This is a genomic window from Rodentibacter sp. JRC1 (assembly GCF_020521555.1).
GTDB lineage: Bacteria > Pseudomonadota > Gammaproteobacteria > Enterobacterales > Pasteurellaceae > Rodentibacter > Rodentibacter abscessus.
The window spans coordinates 1,362,532-1,377,739 of record NZ_BPWA01000001.1 but is presented as its reverse complement, the minus strand read 5'-3'; the positions used below and the strand labels follow the sequence as shown (position 1 = coordinate 1,377,739).

At 41.2% G+C, this 15,208-nt stretch carries 14 protein-coding genes; 3 read left to right on the top strand and 11 right to left on the bottom strand.

Annotation, left to right across the window (positions count from 1 at the left end; translation table 11 throughout):
• Window positions 1-21 precede the first annotated feature (21 nt).
• The 5 genes from secF to HEMROJRC1_RS06380 all read right to left on the bottom strand — a co-directional run bounded on the left by secF (window position 22) and on the right by HEMROJRC1_RS06380 (window position 4,080).
• The gene (secF, locus tag HEMROJRC1_RS06400; protein WP_226692148.1) at window positions 22-996 is read right to left on the bottom strand and encodes a protein translocase subunit SecF; all 975 of its coding nucleotides are present in this window, start codon (window positions 994-996) and stop codon (window positions 22-24) included.
• A gap of 11 nt (window positions 997-1,007) precedes the next feature.
• Window positions 1,008-2,858: a protein translocase subunit SecD gene (gene secD, locus HEMROJRC1_RS06395; protein ID WP_226692147.1), complete on the bottom strand. Its 1,851-nt coding sequence runs from the start codon at window positions 2,856-2,858 to the stop codon at window positions 1,008-1,010.
• Window positions 2,859-2,881: 23 nt separating this feature from the next.
• A complete protein-coding gene (gene yajC / locus HEMROJRC1_RS06390; protein WP_226692146.1) occupies window positions 2,882-3,175 on the bottom strand; it encodes a preprotein translocase subunit YajC in 294 nt (97 codons plus the stop codon).
• 163 nt (window positions 3,176-3,338) lie between these two features.
• Window positions 3,339-3,557, bottom strand: coding sequence for a sulfurtransferase TusA family protein (locus HEMROJRC1_RS06385; RefSeq protein ID WP_226692145.1), 219 nt, complete (start codon window positions 3,555-3,557; stop codon window positions 3,339-3,341).
• Window positions 3,558-3,567: 10 nt separating this feature from the next.
• Window positions 3,568-4,080: a hemerythrin domain-containing protein gene (locus tag HEMROJRC1_RS06380; RefSeq protein WP_226692144.1), complete on the bottom strand. Its 513-nt coding sequence runs from the start codon at window positions 4,078-4,080 to the stop codon at window positions 3,568-3,570.
• 192 nt (window positions 4,081-4,272) lie between these two features.
• Here HEMROJRC1_RS06380 and HEMROJRC1_RS06375 point away from each other — a divergent pair, with 192 nt between their 5' ends.
• Complete coding sequence (locus tag HEMROJRC1_RS06375) at window positions 4,273-5,748, top strand: aldehyde dehydrogenase family protein (protein ID WP_226692143.1); 1,476 nt, start codon at window positions 4,273-4,275, stop codon at window positions 5,746-5,748.
• A gap of 104 nt (window positions 5,749-5,852) precedes the next feature.
• On the opposite strand, the gene tgt is transcribed toward HEMROJRC1_RS06375, so the two are convergent.
• From tgt to pssA, 3 genes are all read right to left on the bottom strand, one after another.
• Window positions 5,853-7,019, bottom strand: coding sequence for a tRNA guanosine(34) transglycosylase Tgt (gene tgt / locus HEMROJRC1_RS06370; RefSeq protein WP_226692142.1), 1,167 nt, complete (start codon window positions 7,017-7,019; stop codon window positions 5,853-5,855).
• A 337-nt stretch (window positions 7,020-7,356) separates the two neighbouring features.
• Window positions 7,357-8,439, bottom strand: coding sequence for a tRNA preQ1(34) S-adenosylmethionine ribosyltransferase-isomerase QueA (gene queA, locus HEMROJRC1_RS06365; protein ID WP_226692141.1), 1,083 nt, complete (start codon window positions 8,437-8,439; stop codon window positions 7,357-7,359).
• Window positions 8,440-8,530: 91 nt separating this feature from the next.
• On the bottom strand, window positions 8,531-9,898 hold the full coding sequence (gene pssA / locus HEMROJRC1_RS06360; RefSeq protein ID WP_226692140.1) for a CDP-diacylglycerol--serine O-phosphatidyltransferase: 1,368 nt from the start codon (window positions 9,896-9,898) through the stop codon (window positions 8,531-8,533).
• Between the two features lie 143 nt (window positions 9,899-10,041).
• Between pssA and HEMROJRC1_RS06355 the strand changes: the two genes are divergently transcribed.
• Window positions 10,042-11,115: a TrmH family RNA methyltransferase gene (locus HEMROJRC1_RS06355; RefSeq protein ID WP_226692139.1), complete on the top strand. Its 1,074-nt coding sequence runs from the start codon at window positions 10,042-10,044 to the stop codon at window positions 11,113-11,115.
• A 141-nt stretch (window positions 11,116-11,256) separates the two neighbouring features.
• On the opposite strand, the gene nhaC is transcribed toward HEMROJRC1_RS06355, so the two are convergent.
• Together nhaC and HEMROJRC1_RS06345 are read right to left on the bottom strand one after the other, a co-directional pair.
• Entirely contained in the window at window positions 11,257-12,657 is a 1,401-nt protein-coding gene (nhaC, locus tag HEMROJRC1_RS06350; protein WP_226692138.1) for a Na+/H+ antiporter NhaC, read from the bottom strand.
• Window positions 12,658-12,774: 117 nt separating this feature from the next.
• Window positions 12,775-13,833, bottom strand: coding sequence for an ornithine cyclodeaminase (locus HEMROJRC1_RS06345; RefSeq protein ID WP_226692137.1), 1,059 nt, complete (start codon window positions 13,831-13,833; stop codon window positions 12,775-12,777).
• A 142-nt stretch (window positions 13,834-13,975) separates the two neighbouring features.
• On the opposite strand from HEMROJRC1_RS06345, the gene HEMROJRC1_RS06340 reads away from it, so the two are divergent.
• Window positions 13,976-14,404 (top strand): Lrp/AsnC family transcriptional regulator, encoded by a 429-nt coding sequence (locus tag HEMROJRC1_RS06340; RefSeq protein WP_226692136.1) that lies wholly within the window; start codon window positions 13,976-13,978, stop codon window positions 14,402-14,404.
• Between the two features lie 184 nt (window positions 14,405-14,588).
• Here the strand turns inward: HEMROJRC1_RS06340 and HEMROJRC1_RS06335 are convergent, their stop codons facing one another.
• Complete coding sequence (locus HEMROJRC1_RS06335) at window positions 14,589-15,206, bottom strand: cytochrome c3 family protein (RefSeq protein WP_226692135.1); 618 nt, start codon at window positions 15,204-15,206, stop codon at window positions 14,589-14,591.
• Window positions 15,207-15,208 lie beyond the last annotated feature (2 nt).

Below are 15,208 nucleotides of genomic sequence, written 5' to 3'. Positions count from 1 at the left end.
TGACCGCACTTTTAAATAACATTAGGGCAATTCATCGACTTCTTTATCCACTTTCGGTGGAATCATATGTTCTCGTCTTAAACCTACATCATAGGCAATGGCAATGGCGATAAAGATGGAGGAATAAGTACCGAAACCAATTCCGACCAATAATGCCAATGAGAAATTATGAATAGAAGGCCCACCAAAGAAGAACAATGCAATAACAACGATTAGGGTTGTTGCAGAAGTCATAATGGTTCTTGATAAGGTTTGAGTGAGGGATATATCAATAATATCAATCGTTTCTAAACGACGAATTTTACGGAAATTTTCACGCACACGGTCAAACACAACGATACTATCGTTAATAGAGTACCCCACCACAGAAAGAATCGCAGCAACAAAGGTTAAATCCATTTCGATTTGCAATGCGGAGAATACGCCGAGTGTAATAACCACGTCATGGGCGAGAGAAGCAATACCGCCTAAGCCTAAACGCCATTCAAAACGCGAACCTATGTAGATTAACATCATTGCGAGGGTCGCTAAGGTGGCGTAAACAGCCCCCTGCGCTAACTCTTCACCGACATTAGGCCCGACAAATTCAATACTTTTAATATGAATGGACGGATCAAGTTCCACCAGCATTGCTTTCACACGATCGCCAATCGTAGAATCATTATCTGCTACCGGTAAGCGAATCATCACGTCTTGAACGGAACCGGTGGTTTGAACAATCGGGCTTTCAATGCCATTCTGTTTTAATTTATCACGAATTTGTTCAAGATTTGCCGATTGTGAAAAGTGCGTATCAAACACTACACCGCCGGTAAAATCTAAGCCCCAGTTAAATCCTTTTGTGACAATGAAAAACATTGAAATTGCCATTAAAAGGACTGAGACGATATAACCCCATTTACGAATTTTCATAAATTCCGCTAATGGGAACGGGAGTTTAATCCCGTTAATTTCCTTGATGAGATGTCCGTCTTTATCTCTTGCAAAAAGTGCCATAGTCACCTCAATTAAATAGAAAGTTTTTCAACACGTTTTCCGCCATAGATCGCGTTAACTAATGCACGCGTTCCGGTGATTGCGGTAAACAGAGAAATCGCTACACCTAATGAAAGAGTGATTGCGAAGCCTTGAATCGGTCCGGTCCCCACAGCATAGAGAATAATTGCCGTTAAAATGGTGGTTAGGTTAGCATCGAAAATAGAGGTGAATGCACCGTTGTAACCTTCATTAATCGCTTGTTGAATAGGACGACCATTGCGAATTTCTTCTTTGATCCGTTCAAAAATCAATACGTTGGCATCCACCGACATTCCAAGGGTTAATACGATACCGGCAATCCCCGGCATAGAGAGGGTTGCACCGGGGAGAATCGACATTAATCCTACGAGTAAGACAATATTAATCACCATTGCAAGGCTTGCGATAATGCCGAAAAGTTTGTAGTAAAACAACATAAAGACAATAACGGCAATTAATCCCCAGAAACTTGCGTTCATTCCTTGTTCAACATTTTGAGCCCCCAATGATGGGCCGATAGTGCGTTCTTCTACAATCTGCACCGGTGCGATTAATGCACCTGATTTTAATAGAGTGGAAAGATTGTTGGCTTCCGCCATACTGCCTACACCGGTAATTTGGAAATTTGCTCCGAAGCGGGCTTGGATTGTCGCAACGTTGATGACCTCTTCACTTTTCTCAAGAATAGTTTTCCCATTTTCATCTTTTTTACCGTTGTCTTTATATTCGACATAAAGGGTTGCCATCGGTTTTTTATAGTATTTTTTGGTGAGTTGAGACATTTGCTCCCCACCTTCACTATCTAGCGTTACGCTTACTTGCGGCGTACCTGATTGTTGATCCAATGCCGCACTGGAATTGATAATATGCTCGCCACCTAAAGAAGGACGTTTTAATAAGACAACAGGATGACCTTGGCGATCATATTTCACTTCCGAATCGGCAGGTAAAATACCGCGTGCTGCAGCTTCTGCATTTACCGTCAGATTAACCATTCGGAATTCAAGGGTTGCGGTTGCCCCAAGGATTTCTTTTGCGCGTGCGGTATCTTGTACACCCGGTAATTCAATAACGATACGTTCTGCGCCTTGGCGTTGGATAACGGCTTCCGCCACACCTAATTCCGAAACGCGTTTACGTAAAATCGTTAGGTTTTGCTCAATGGCTAAATCACGGGCTTCGTTAAGTGCGGTCGTAGAAAAAGATAAATTTAATGTATCGGCTGAAGTATCCGTTACGTCTAAAGTCGGATGCATTTGACGAATAATACGTACAGCCTTTGAAAGTTGATCCGGATTTGCAAGCGTAACAACCGTACCGAAATTATCGGCGTTTTTAATGCCTGTATATTGAATTTTTTCTTTGCGGAGTTCACCACGCAAGGTGTCTTGTAATTGTTCTTGACGTTTTGCCAAGGCGGAATTCATATCCACTTCCATTAAGAAACGTACACCGCCACGCAAATCTAACCCCCACTTCATCGGGTTTGCCCCGATGCGACTTAACCAAGCAGGCGTTGCCGGCGCAAGATTTAATGCCGTGGTGTAATTATTACCGAGTTTTTCGGCAATTTTATCTTTTGCTAAAAGTTGGTCATCCGTATTATTGAAACGGGCTAAAATAGAACCTTGTTCAAGAACAAGGGATTTTGTCGGAAGGTTATTGGTTTTTAACACCTCTTGAACCAGTCCTAATGTTGAGGTATTGGCTTGTTGTCCGCGCGTACCTGAAATTTGTACCGCCGGATCTTCACCGTAAATATTTGGAAGAGAGTATAAAATACCAATGGCGACCACAAGGATCACCATTAGATTCTTCCATAATGGGTAACGATTTAACATAGTTTTCCCTTAGGAATAGAGGATTAAAGAGTTTTTACGGAACCTTTCGGAAGGATAGTGACAATGTAATTACGATTAATTGTGACTTCAGTGGTGTCATTCAGTGCAATCACAACGCTGTTATTGTCTTCAATTACCTTTGTGATTTTGCCCATCACACCGCCTGCGGTTAATACCTCGGTGCCTTTGGCTAATTCAGACATTAATTTTTTATGCTCTTTATTACGCTTCGCTTGCGGGCGATAAATCATAAAGTAAAAAATCAAACCGAAAATGACAAAAATAAATAGCGTGGACATTGGGCTTTGTGCTTCCATTGAATGTTTCCTTATTAAGTTAAATTTAAGTTGAAAATTGGGCGGTAAAATACCATAAATCGCTTAAAATGTGAAAACTATTATTAAAAATCAACTGAAAAAAGACCGCACTTTTGCGCTTCCAAAGTACGGTCTTTTCAATCATAAGAATTCTTAAAATAAACTATTTGTTGACCAGTTTACGAACGGTTAGTTTTTCCTTTCCATTTCTCCGACAGGTGAAATTTAAGGTTTCACAAAGTTGCATAACATCTGAAATATTATTTTCCGTTGAGATGAATAGCGATAATTCGTCATTTTCCGTAAGGGTGGCTAATACTTTTTTTACCATAAGTAGCGGCAATGGACAGCGATAATCGCGAATATCAAGTTGATAGTCCATTACTTTCCCCTCAAGACCGACGCCGATTCGACATTATTTTGCCGATTCGGTTCAATTCCGTTTCGGATAAATGTTGCTTACCTAATTCAAAAAGCGGTTCTTCAATGGCGATATGTTTATCGTAACCCAAGGTAAAACGCTGAATTAATTCCGCATCTACTTGATCACGTTCTTGTGCGATGAGGGCATTTAATTGCTCGGAAAGTAAATGCCAATTTTGATGTAAATCCGTATGTTGGCGTTCTAATTCTTCAATATCGGCTTTCGCTTGCGGTAGTTTGGCAAGAAGGGCGGGGAAGAAATCTTTTTCTTCGTCATCGTGATGAAGCGGTGCGGCTTGATTGAAATATTGTAAAATAATTTTTACATCATTCAGCACGGCTTGATTCACACCGTTTTTTTCTAAGTAACCGGGGAGAATATTGAGCTGATGGCAAAAACGTTTCACCTTGCTATGGCAGGCATAAAGCATTTCAATCGGCTCATTCCAAGTGGCGAATTGTTGAGGTTCTAGGATTTGCATTATTTTTCCTTACGTAGAAAGTGCGGTCAGATTTTTTTAAATATTTGTGATCTTACTCACAAATTTAAATTAACAATTTAGTAACATCTTGCGATCTTTTCACCTCTATCGTATGCTCCAAACCGGTTAAATTTTGTTAAATCACACTTTATTAATTTAGCAATTTGGTTAACCCACAACAAGGAGCAAACAATGAAAAATCTTAATGTTTTTGATCAACACTATGGTTTATTAATTAATGGTGAATGGACCAATGGTTCAGGCAATGATACTTTAATTTCTTATAACCCTGCAAATGGGGAAAAATTAGCGACCTTTGTCGATGCCACGGATTTGGATGTAGATAATGCTGTACAAGCTGCCCAACAAGCCTTTAAAACTTGGCGAAAAACCACCGCAACGGAACGAGCATTAATTCTTAACCGGATTGCAGAGGTGATTGAACAACATCAAGAGCTATTTGCTTTGCAGGAAACTTTAGATAATGGTAAGCCGATTAGAGAAACACGTGCTGCCGATATTCCTTTAGCCGCCGATCATTTTCGCTATTTTGCCAGTATCATTAGAGGTGAGGAGGGTTCGGCAAATCAACTTGATGAAGAAGATTTATCAATTGTTTTGCGTGAGCCCATCGGTGTTGTAGGGCAAATCATTCCGTGGAATTTCCCATTTCTAATGGCTGCTTGGAAAATTGCTCCCGCCCTAGCGGCAGGCTGTACCATCGTTATTCATCCTTCTAGTACAACCTCACTGAGTTTGTTGTCATTTGCTCAAAAAATTAATCACTTACTTCCGAAAGGCGTATTAAATGTCATCACAGGACGTGGCTCAAAGTCAGGTGAGTATATGTTACATCACAAAGGCTTTAACAAATTAGCCTTTACAGGCTCGACTGAAATTGGTCGCCACGTTGGCATTTGTGCCGCTGAAATGTTGATTCCGGCTACTCTTGAGTTAGGCGGTAAATCTGCCAACATTTTCTTTGATGATATGCCTTTTGATAAAGCCTTGGAAGGCGCGGTAAAAGGAATTTTATTTAACCAAGGACAAGTTTGTTGTGCCGGTTCCCGTATTTTTGTGCAAGAAGGCATTTATGACAAATTCGTTGCCGCATTAGCGGAAGAATTTAAAAAAGTCAAAGTGGGCCTACCTTGGGAAGATGATACCCAAATGGGGTCGCAAGTTAATGCAGGTCAGCTTAAAACCATTCTTGAATATATTAACATTGGCGAACAAGAGGGTTGTCGCATTATTACCGGTGGACGTAAATTAGAAGGGGAGCTTGCTCACGGTGAATTTATTGAGCCAACGCTGATTGAGGCAGATAATCGTTCACGTTTAGCACAAGAAGAAATTTTTGGTCCTGTTGCCACAGTAATTAAATTCAGAACCGAAGATGAGGTAATCGCTTACGCTAACGATTCCGAATATGGCTTAGGAGGTGGTGTGTGGACAATGAATATTAACCGTGCTTTGCGGGTTGCTCGAGCCATTGAAACAGGACGGGTTTGGGTAAATTGTTATAACCGACTACCGGCTGGGGCTCCGTTTGGGGGCTATAAAACCTCAGGGATTGGTCGTGAAACACACAAAATGATGTTAAGTGCCTACACCCAAGTGAAAAATATCTACATTAGTACCCGAGAAGAACGGGAAGGGCTTTACTAGGGTATTTTAATTGTTGATTTAATAAACCACAGGGAAGCAATTTCTCTGTGGTTTATTTTATTTGTAGTATTAAGTTTGCCAGTAAAGATTGGTTAATTTAGGGCTTAGTCGCTGCTTGTTGATGATCGCGTTGAATCTAATTGTAGTGGTGGAACAGGTTTGCCTATGCGGGCGTAAAATTCCACAACAAAATCATCGAAGCGATCCTCTTCAATGGCTTGGCGAATTTCCGCCATTAAACGTTGGTAATAGCGCAAGTTGTGAATGGTATTTAAACGCGCCCCTAGAATTTCGCCACATTTATCCAAATGATACAAATAGGCTTTGGTATAGTTTTTACAGGTGTAACAATCGCAATGTGGATCAAGCGGGCCGGTATCATCACGATATTTGGCGTTACGAATTTTCACAATGCCATCGGTGACGAATAAATGTCCGTTACGTGCGTTGCGGGTCGGCATCACGCAATCGAACATATCAATCCCACGGCGCACGCCTTCAACCAGATCTTCAGGTTTACCCACGCCCATTAAATAACGTGGTTTGTCTGCCGGAATTTGTGGGCAAATATATTCCAGAATACGGTGCATATCCTCTTTAGGTTCGCCAACGGCAAGGCCGCCCACCGCATAACCGTCAAAACCGATATTAACTAAACCTTCCAAGGAAACTTTGCGTAATTCTTCAAATACACCGCCTTGAATAATGCCGAACAGCGCATTTTTATTACCTAATTCATCAAAACGATCACGACTGCGTTTCGCCCAACGTAGGGACATTTCCATTGAATTTTTGGCATAATCAAAGGTTGCCGGATAAGGTGTGCATTCATCAAAAATCATCACGATATCGGAACCGAGATCGTATTGAATTTCCATAGATTTTTCAGGGGAGAGAAAAATGCGTTCACCATTAATCGGGTTCTGAAATTTCACCCCTTCTTCCGTGATTTTACGCAGTTTACCGAGACTAAACACTTGGAAGCCGCCGCTGTCTGTCAAAATCGGGCGATGCCATTGCATAAAATCGTGCAAATCACCATGTTTACGCATCACTTCTTGCCCCGGACGTAACCATAAATGGAAGGTATTACCAAGCAAAATTTCCGCACCGGTCGCCCGCACTTCTTCCGGTGTCATACCTTTCACCGTACCGTAAGTCCCCACCGGCATAAAAGCGGGGGTTTCCACTGTAAAGGTACCTTGCGGACGCTCAAACACTAAACGCCCACGGCGAGCATTGCCGCTTGTTTTATCTAATTCATATTTCATTTTTACTCCAACGAAGAAACAGTTCGAAGATTAATTGGGGACGGGATTATAGCAAATATTGAAGCGAGTTGAGAGAACAATGAGTGAAATGAAATATGAGTGAGGGCAACGGAAGGTAACATACTGTAAACTTTCAGTATTATGTAAATTGCATAAGGAGAATTTTTATCGGGCGTAGGGGGCGTTGAGCTTTGCGTAACGCACCATTTCGTCATTAGACCGTCTATTGGTGCGTTACGGCTTCGCCTAACGCCCCCTACTGATATGTCAAACTAAATTTAAATCCTATTTTCTCCCAATTTAGTTTTGTATTAATGATGTGTTCATAAGTACAAAATCAGAGTGTTTTAACTTGTTTTGTAATAAACATCGCATCCCCATAACTGAAAAAACGATAGTGATTTTCGACCGCACTTTTATAGGCAGCCATCGTATTTTGATAGCCGGCAAAGGCGGAGACTAACATAATTAAAGTGCTTTCCGGCAGATGGAAATTGGTGATTAAGGCATCAACCACACGAAATTGCTTGCCCGGGTAAATAAAAATGGAGGTATCTGAAAAATAAGGTTCGATAATATCCGGATTGCCGTTTTCTTCTGCCGATAAAGCGGCGGTTTCAATGGAGCGTACGGAAGTTGTGCCCACGGCAATAACACGTTTACCGGCTTTTTTGGTGGCGATAATCGCATTGCACACTTCTTGTGAAAGCTCCACATATTCGGCGTGCATTACGTGCTCTTCAATATTTTCTACCCGAACCGGTTGGAATGTACCGGCGCCTACGTGTAAGGTAACAAACTCAAAATTGACGCCTTTGGCACGAAGTTTGGCTAACAACTCATCATCAAAATGCAAGCCGGCGGTCGGTGCTGCCACAGCACCCGGCACTTTACTGTAAACCGTTTGGTAGCATTCTTGATCGGTGTCTTCATCCGGACGGTCGATATAAGGTGGTAATGGCATATGGCCGATTTCTTGTAACACGTTTAAAAGTGCGGTTGATTTATCGCTTAATTCCACCTCAAATAAGGCATTGTGGCGTGCCGTCATCACTGCTTTAACACCGTTATTTTCGCCGAGTTTGTCTTCACCAAGCAATAATTCCGCCCCTTCTTTTGGTGATTTGGAAGCGCGAATATGGGCTAAGAAACGATGTTCATCCAGCATTCGTTCCACTAGCACTTCAATTTTACCGCCGCTTGCCTTTCGCCCGAACATTCGTGCAGGAATAACGCGTGTATTGTTAAAAATCAGCAAGTCCCCTTCATTGATTAAATCCAATACATCGGTAAAAGTGCGGTGAAAAATTTTCCCGTTTTCGCCATTTAATTGCAGTAAACGGCAAGAGGAACGATCCTCTTTAGGATAACGGGCAATAAGTTCATCGGGTAAATCAAAATAGAAATCTGAAACACGCATAATCATATTCGGTCAATAAAAAGAAAGGGGGTAGTCTAGTGTGAATTTATCGGGAGTACAAGGGGAAATGTTTTCATTTCCCCTTTCAAAATTAAAGAATCATTTTCACTAATTTATCCGCCTTAACTCGGGCAAATTTTTTCAGTAATTTTTGCACCGGTTCGGGATATTGTGTGAGTTCTTCCAATTCGGAATAGTGATTTAACACTTTGGTATGTTGGCGAATATGCGCCAGTTCTTTTTCAACTTGAGTGCGTAGCTCTTGCTTCGGATCGTGAATCAATAAGCCGTTTTCCGCATCTAAACGCCAAGCACGCGGGTTCAAATTATTACCGGTGAGCAAAATATAATTTTCATCTACCCAAACACCTTTTAGATGATAAGTGTTGTCACCGTCTTTCCATAATCGAACGACCAAGCGACCTTGTTCGATTTCCTGTTGAAAGTTTTCACAAAAACGGCGAAGATTGCTTTCGTATAAATAAGGCAATGCTCCTGCGATTTTAAAAGGTTGCTCAGGCGGAATGTAAAAATCGTTCGCCACTTTATCGCCGACAATAATTTCCACATTTTTGCCTTCTTGTAGTAAGCCGGTGATTTTATTTTGCAAAGTGCGGGGAAAATTAAAGTATGGCGTGCAAATGACTAAATTTTTTTGTACTTGTAAGAATAAATCCTCAATTACTTGGTTTAATTCATTACCTGATGCGCCTAAGCCAAATAACGGCGAAACGCTTAAAACATCAGAAAATCCGACCGCACTTTCTAACTGATATTCCGCACAACCGGCTAAATTTTTACGATAAGCCCGAATGGCGGCACGGATTTCTTTTGTCCGTGGGCGGCTTACCATATCAAGCGGATGGACGGCATCAACGTTCAATAAATGATCATTAATGAAATTCACCATTGAATTTGCCAGTTCGGCATTGGTGATTTTTTGATAACGGTCGTAACGATATTTGTCATTTTGCTGTAAATACACATTGTTGATACTTGCCCCGCTGTATAGCACGGTATCATCAAAAATAAATCCTTTAATGTGTAGCACGCCAAAGACTTCGCGGGTATTAATCGGCACGCCGAAAAACATATTGGGATCATCAGGGAGTTGATAGGTTTGACGCTGTTCACAATACCAATCGGCATTGGTATCGGATTTTTCTGCGCCTAATAAATTGCGTTGGGCACGATGCCAATCCACCAGAATTTTGACATCTAAATCAGGATGCTCCTGTTTTATGCGATAAATTTCATCAAGGATTTCTTGTCCGGCTTCATCTTTTTGCCAGTAAAGTGCGGTCACATAAATGCGTTTTTTGGCATTTCTGATTAATTCAATAATCTGCGTTTTAAATTCAGTCGGGCTGAACAAAAATTCAATTTGCGCTTTTTCTAAGGGTAAAAAAGGCAAATTTGGAAGACTTTGCTCGGCTCGTTTTAATTTATTGATTAACATAATCTGTCTCTGCAATTTCTAGTGGTGGGCTAGTTTACAATATTTCCCTTTAGGATTGATAGAAAAAAGGCTTTTTTTCGCTATAATGCTCAAAAATTTTTGCCTTTTATGGCTAATTATCATCCAATATTCCGGACTTTATTATGACAAATTCACGTAAACCGACCTTTCAAACCAATTCCGATAAATCTTTTCAGGAACGTAGTCCTAAACGTTCTTTCTCCCCTTTGGAACCCCGTTTTAAAGAACGTCAATTTTCTGAAAAATGCACTCAAAATCGACCGCACTTTGATAAAAAACGTGATGATCGTAACGATGACCGCCATTTTCAACAAGAAACTCGTGAACCAAAAGTTTCAGCGTTTTCTTTAAATAAAGCGAACGGTGAACAAGGTGCGGTGAAAGTTACAGTGAAAAGCACAAGTGTTGTTTATAAAACAAAGGAAAAGAAAACAGGCCCGCTTTCTCCGCGTGCGCCGGAAAAAATTAAGAAAAATCGGGCGGAGGAAATGAAAGTATATGGCGAGAATGCCTGTTTGGAACTCTTTGCACAACGTCCGGAAAGCATTGTTCGTGTGTGGGCAACGGTGAAGATGTCTCATAAAATCGGTGAAATGTTCAGCTATTTGGCGGCAAACAAAAAGGTGTATCACGTTGTGAGTGCGGAAGAATTAACCTTAGTCAGCGGCTCGGAGCATCATGGCGGTATTTGTATGCTCGTCAAAAAACAACGCTCTTTTACATTGCAAGGCTATTTGGATATTCCACGTCAAGAAGACGCATTAGTGCTATTTGATAATGTGCATAATGCTCAAAATGTGGGCGGTGTATTACGCACCTGTGCATTTTACGGTGTGAAACATATTGTGACGGCGAATGCAGATAACCTCTATTCGGCAGCGGCGATGCGGGTTGCGGAGGGCGGTGCAGAGCATATCCGTTTGTTAGAATGTTTAGATGTTGAATTGGCATTGCAACAACTCCGCCAAGCGGGCTATCAAGTGGTGCATATCGCACAAGGCAAAGAAGGCGTGGTATTAGATCAAGCACAATTTGGTGATAAAGTCGTGTTTTTGTTGAGTGAAGGCAGTACAGCTGATTTGTGTGAGAAACCGGATTTGAAAGTGCGTTTATCTTTGAGCAATCCCTTGAAAAACGGCTTAAATATTGCGGTGAATAGCGGTATTTTATTGGCGAAGTGGTATTTTGCAAAATAACCGTTAGTGTGAAGTGCGGTCAATTTTTCGATTGTTTTTAAAGCCGGCAGAATTGTCGGCTTTTTCTATTATGTGAAGTTGATGAATAAAATCGAAAAAATACATCAAGGAACCATTATTCCTTGATGTGAATAGGAAGCTTTATTCAATCCGTTCGATTTTGATATTAAACAAGGCAAGAATAATAGCAAGTAGTGGCACTATGTAGTTAAAAACAGCATAAGGCGCGTATTCAAACGCACTGACTTGAAGCATTGAGTAAGCATATACGCCACAAGTGTTCCAAGGTACAAGTACGGAAGTTACCGTACCGCCATCTTCTAAAGCACGGGAAAGATTTTTTGAGTGCAGTTTTCGTTCTTTATAGGCGGTAACATACATTCTGCCGGGTAATAAAATGGAAATATATTGCTCTGAGGTTGTGCAGTTTGTTATTGCGGAGGAGAAAATTGTCGCAATAATTAACATACTTGCATTGCGGGCAAAGTGTAAAATGGTTGAAACAACCGATCTTAGGATACCGGTTTGCTCCGCAATACCGCCAAAGCTCATTGCCACAATGGTGAGTGAAATCGTGTACATCATTGATTCAATTCCACCACGATTAAATAAGGTATCAATGATTTCGTGTCCACTTTGAATCTTAAAGCCATCGTGTAGTGTTTTAACCGCTGTACCTATCTCACTACCTTGCACAAAAATGTGGCAAAGCGAGCCGAGGAGTATGCCAATAGTTAGTGCAGGAATGGCGGAGACTTTTTTCATCACGAGTAATACGACGATCACCGGTACAAGTAATAGCCAAGGGCTGATAACAAAATTTTTGGCAATACTTTCCATTACGCCCTGTATGTGGGAAAGATTGGAATGTGAGGAATCAAATTGCATTCCCATATATAAATAAAAAACCAATGCAATAAGATAGGCAGGCAAGGTGGTGGTGAACATATGTTTAATATGATCAAATAAATCGGTACCTGTGATGCCGGAGGCTAGATTCGTGGTATCTGACAGCGGTGACATTTTATCACCAAAGTAAGCTCCTGAAATCACTGCACCGGCAACGATTGGTGTGGGAATCCCAATGCTTAAACCGATACCGATTGCAGCGACACCAATCGTTCCCATAGTTGACCAAGAACTGCCTATAGAAAGTGTGACTAATCCGCAAATAATACAAATCGTAAAGAGAAATAAGGAAGGGGAAATGAGCTTCAAACCGTAGTAAATCATTGTTGCGACAATCCCACCGCCTAACCAAGCGCCAATAGTCAGCCCGATCATAATGATGATCACAATGGCGGGTAGTGCCATTTTAATACCGTTGTAAATACCTTGTTCAATGGTGCTCCAACGATAGCCGAATTTCATTGCGACCAGTGTTGCCGTGATCGCTCCAATGATAAGCGGAACGTGTGGCGAGGCTTCAAATTTAATGATGGATACCGCCATTGTCGCAATCATAACGAGCACCGGCAGTAAGGCATACAGGAAAGGGATATTGATTTGTTGGGTTGCTGTTTGAGATTTTGTATTTTGCATACAGTTCTCCTCCTGAAAAGTACGATTCTGCCGAGAGAATCGTACGTGATTTGATGAAAAATATGATTAATGCATAGTGGCATATATCCTTAATGATTTAACTGATGTTTTAAGTGATTAGATACTGGCGTAATCGTAAAGGTAACTGAATAAATCTTTTGGATCTTTTAAATCAGGAGTAAGGGATACCGGACGAGCCAAATCCAACTTGATCGCAGCATCTTTCATATAGCGAATCGCCGAAAAATCTTCAATCGCAAAACCTACGGAATCAAACAACGTTACTTCTTTCTCTGACTGACGGGCTGATTTACCTTGCTGGAAAATTTCAAATAACGGCGTAACAGGAAAATCGGCAGGCATATTTTGTAGTTCTCCTTCAATACGGGTTTGAGGTTCAAATTCCACAAATACACGGGCGTTTTTAACCACTTCCACATGTAATTCCGTTTTATTGATATTATCGCCGCCTACCGCATTGATATGCATACCCGGTTCGATCATTTCCGGCGTAATAATGTTAGCTTTTGAATATTCTGCCGTTACGGTGGTAATAATATCCGCATTCTTAACCGCTTGTGCAACAGTGTCGAAGATTTCAATTTTTAATGAGGTGTTTGCTAAATTGCGAGCCAATTTTTCACCGGCTTTACGATCAATATCAAATAAAGCGAGTTCTTCAATACCTAACAAATAATAAAATGCTAAGGCTTGAAACTCACTCTGGCAACCATTGCCGATGATGGCCATTCGTTTACTGTTAGGACGGGCGAGATATTGCGCTGCAAGTACTGAGGTGGCAGCGGTGCGTAATGCGGTGCTGAGAGTAAATTCACTAATCACATCAGGCTGCCCCGTGTCATTACTGATTAATGCTCCGAAGGCTAAAATGGTTGAAAGCCCTTCATTTGGGTTTTTAGGGTGACAATTTACATATTTAAAACTATATTGTTGCTGATTCGCAATAGGCATTAATTCTAATACGCCATCAGGAACATGATTGGAAACACGAGGGCTTTTGTCAAAGGAATCCCAGTTAAGATAATCCTCTAAAATATAATCTCTCATCCCTTTTAGGGTTTCTTCAATACCCTGACGTTTAATGATATTTGCAACATCTTGCGGGCTAATGATAATGGTTGGCAAACTTCCTGTGATGGTTGATGGGTATGACATAACTTTCCTCCGGTGAATTAATGGAATGTTAACGAATTGTTACAACACCTTTAGTTTGCAAGATTTTTCTGTTAATTAAAATAGCGAAATGTGCTAATGTTTTGAGAGAATTTTAGTCATTTTGTCAGAGGGGGCTTGCATTATGTCAATTTTAGATAAAACCGATCAGGAATTATTGAGCTTATTACGAGAAAATGCGAGATATTCTATCGCCTTTTTGGCCCAAAAATTAAAAGTTTCTCGGGCAACCGTAACGAATCGTATTGCACGGCTTGAAAAAGCGGGAATTATTTTAGGCTATAGGGTAGAACTTCACCCAAAGGGAGAGTGTAATGGCATCAAGGCTTGGACAACGGTGATCGTTGATGGCGGTGCAACCGCTGAAGTCGTTCAAACGCTACGTGGAGAGCCTTGTATCAGTGCGATTTATGATACGAATGGACGTTGGGACATTCTTGTTGAACTCATCGCCCCTTCCTTGGAAGAACTCGGGCAAGCACTTGAACGAATTCGTTCCATTAAAGCGATTCATACTTCGGAAACCCATATTCATTTAAAACGTTATGTATAAATCCAAATCTTAATTTGGCGTATTATGTAGCCGTTACACAAATTATTGTAGAGTGCCGTTAGCCGAAGCCGTAACGCAACAATAGATGAAATGGGGTTACGCAAAGTTCAACGCCCCTTACCAAAAACAAAAATCGGCACAACAAAGTGCCGACAAGGTTACCAAAGTGCGGTCAAAATCCGGATTATTTTTTCACTTCTTTCGATTCGTCTTTAAAACCAGATTCCACTCCGCTCATATCCGGTAATTGGTGGGCAATACCTTTGTGGCAATCAATACAGGTTTTACCTTCCGTTTTCATTTTTTGGTGCATACGTGCGGCAACGGAACGTTGATCATTAAAATTCATACGCTCAACCTTATGACAGTTGCGACATTCTTGTGAATCGTTGGCTTTCATTCTCGCCCATTCATTTTCTGCCATCGCTAAGCGGTGTTGATTGAATTTTTCAAGCGTATCCACTTTGCCGGTGTAATAGGCATATACTTCTTTTGCTGCGATGATTTTTCGTTTCATCTTCGGCAAAAACTCGTGTGGTACATGGCAATCAGGACAGCTTGCACCTACACCGGTACGGGTTTGATAATGCACACTGTGTAAGTATTCCGGATAAGCATCTTGGGTGTGGCAACTTGCACAGAATTGCTCGGTGTTGGTTTGCTCTAAACCGTAATTAAAGCCGACCCAAGATAAAATACCGCCGATAAATGCGAGGCTGATAATTGTTCCGACCGCTAAACGGCTTGGTTTACGAAACCAATGCCAAAAACGCACGATAAAGTTTGGTTTTTTCGCTGACATAG

What these genes read in the sequence shown, in the direction of transcription:
- secF (WP_226692148.1), bottom strand. Translation starts at nt 996, where the DNA reads ATGGCACTTTTTGCAAGAGATAAAGACGGACATCTCATCAAGGAAATT.
- secD (WP_226692147.1), bottom strand. Translation starts at nt 2,858, where the DNA reads ATGTTAAATCGTTACCCATTATGGAAGAATCTAATGGTGATCCTTGTG.
- yajC (WP_226692146.1), bottom strand. Translation starts at nt 3,175, where the DNA reads ATGGAAGCACAAAGCCCAATGTCCACGCTATTTATTTTTGTCATTTTC.
- HEMROJRC1_RS06385 (WP_226692145.1), bottom strand. Translation starts at nt 3,557, where the DNA reads ATGGACTATCAACTTGATATTCGCGATTATCGCTGTCCATTGCCGCTA.
- HEMROJRC1_RS06380 (WP_226692144.1), bottom strand. Translation starts at nt 4,080, where the DNA reads ATGCAAATCCTAGAACCTCAACAATTCGCCACTTGGAATGAGCCGATT.
- HEMROJRC1_RS06375 (WP_226692143.1), top strand. Translation starts at nt 4,273, where the DNA reads ATGAAAAATCTTAATGTTTTTGATCAACACTATGGTTTATTAATTAAT.
- tgt (WP_226692142.1), bottom strand. Translation starts at nt 7,019, where the DNA reads ATGAAATATGAATTAGATAAAACAAGCGGCAATGCTCGCCGTGGGCGT.
- queA (WP_226692141.1), bottom strand. Translation starts at nt 8,439, where the DNA reads ATGCGTGTTTCAGATTTCTATTTTGATTTACCCGATGAACTTATTGCC.
- pssA (WP_226692140.1), bottom strand. Translation starts at nt 9,898, where the DNA reads ATGTTAATCAATAAATTAAAACGAGCCGAGCAAAGTCTTCCAAATTTG.
- HEMROJRC1_RS06355 (WP_226692139.1), top strand. Translation starts at nt 10,042, where the DNA reads ATGACAAATTCACGTAAACCGACCTTTCAAACCAATTCCGATAAATCT.
- nhaC (WP_226692138.1), bottom strand. Translation starts at nt 12,657, where the DNA reads ATGCAAAATACAAAATCTCAAACAGCAACCCAACAAATCAATATCCCT.
- HEMROJRC1_RS06345 (WP_226692137.1), bottom strand. Translation starts at nt 13,833, where the DNA reads ATGTCATACCCATCAACCATCACAGGAAGTTTGCCAACCATTATCATT.
- HEMROJRC1_RS06340 (WP_226692136.1), top strand. Translation starts at nt 13,976, where the DNA reads ATGTCAATTTTAGATAAAACCGATCAGGAATTATTGAGCTTATTACGA.
- HEMROJRC1_RS06335 (WP_226692135.1), bottom strand. Translation starts at nt 15,206, where the DNA reads ATGTCAGCGAAAAAACCAAACTTTATCGTGCGTTTTTGGCATTGGTTT.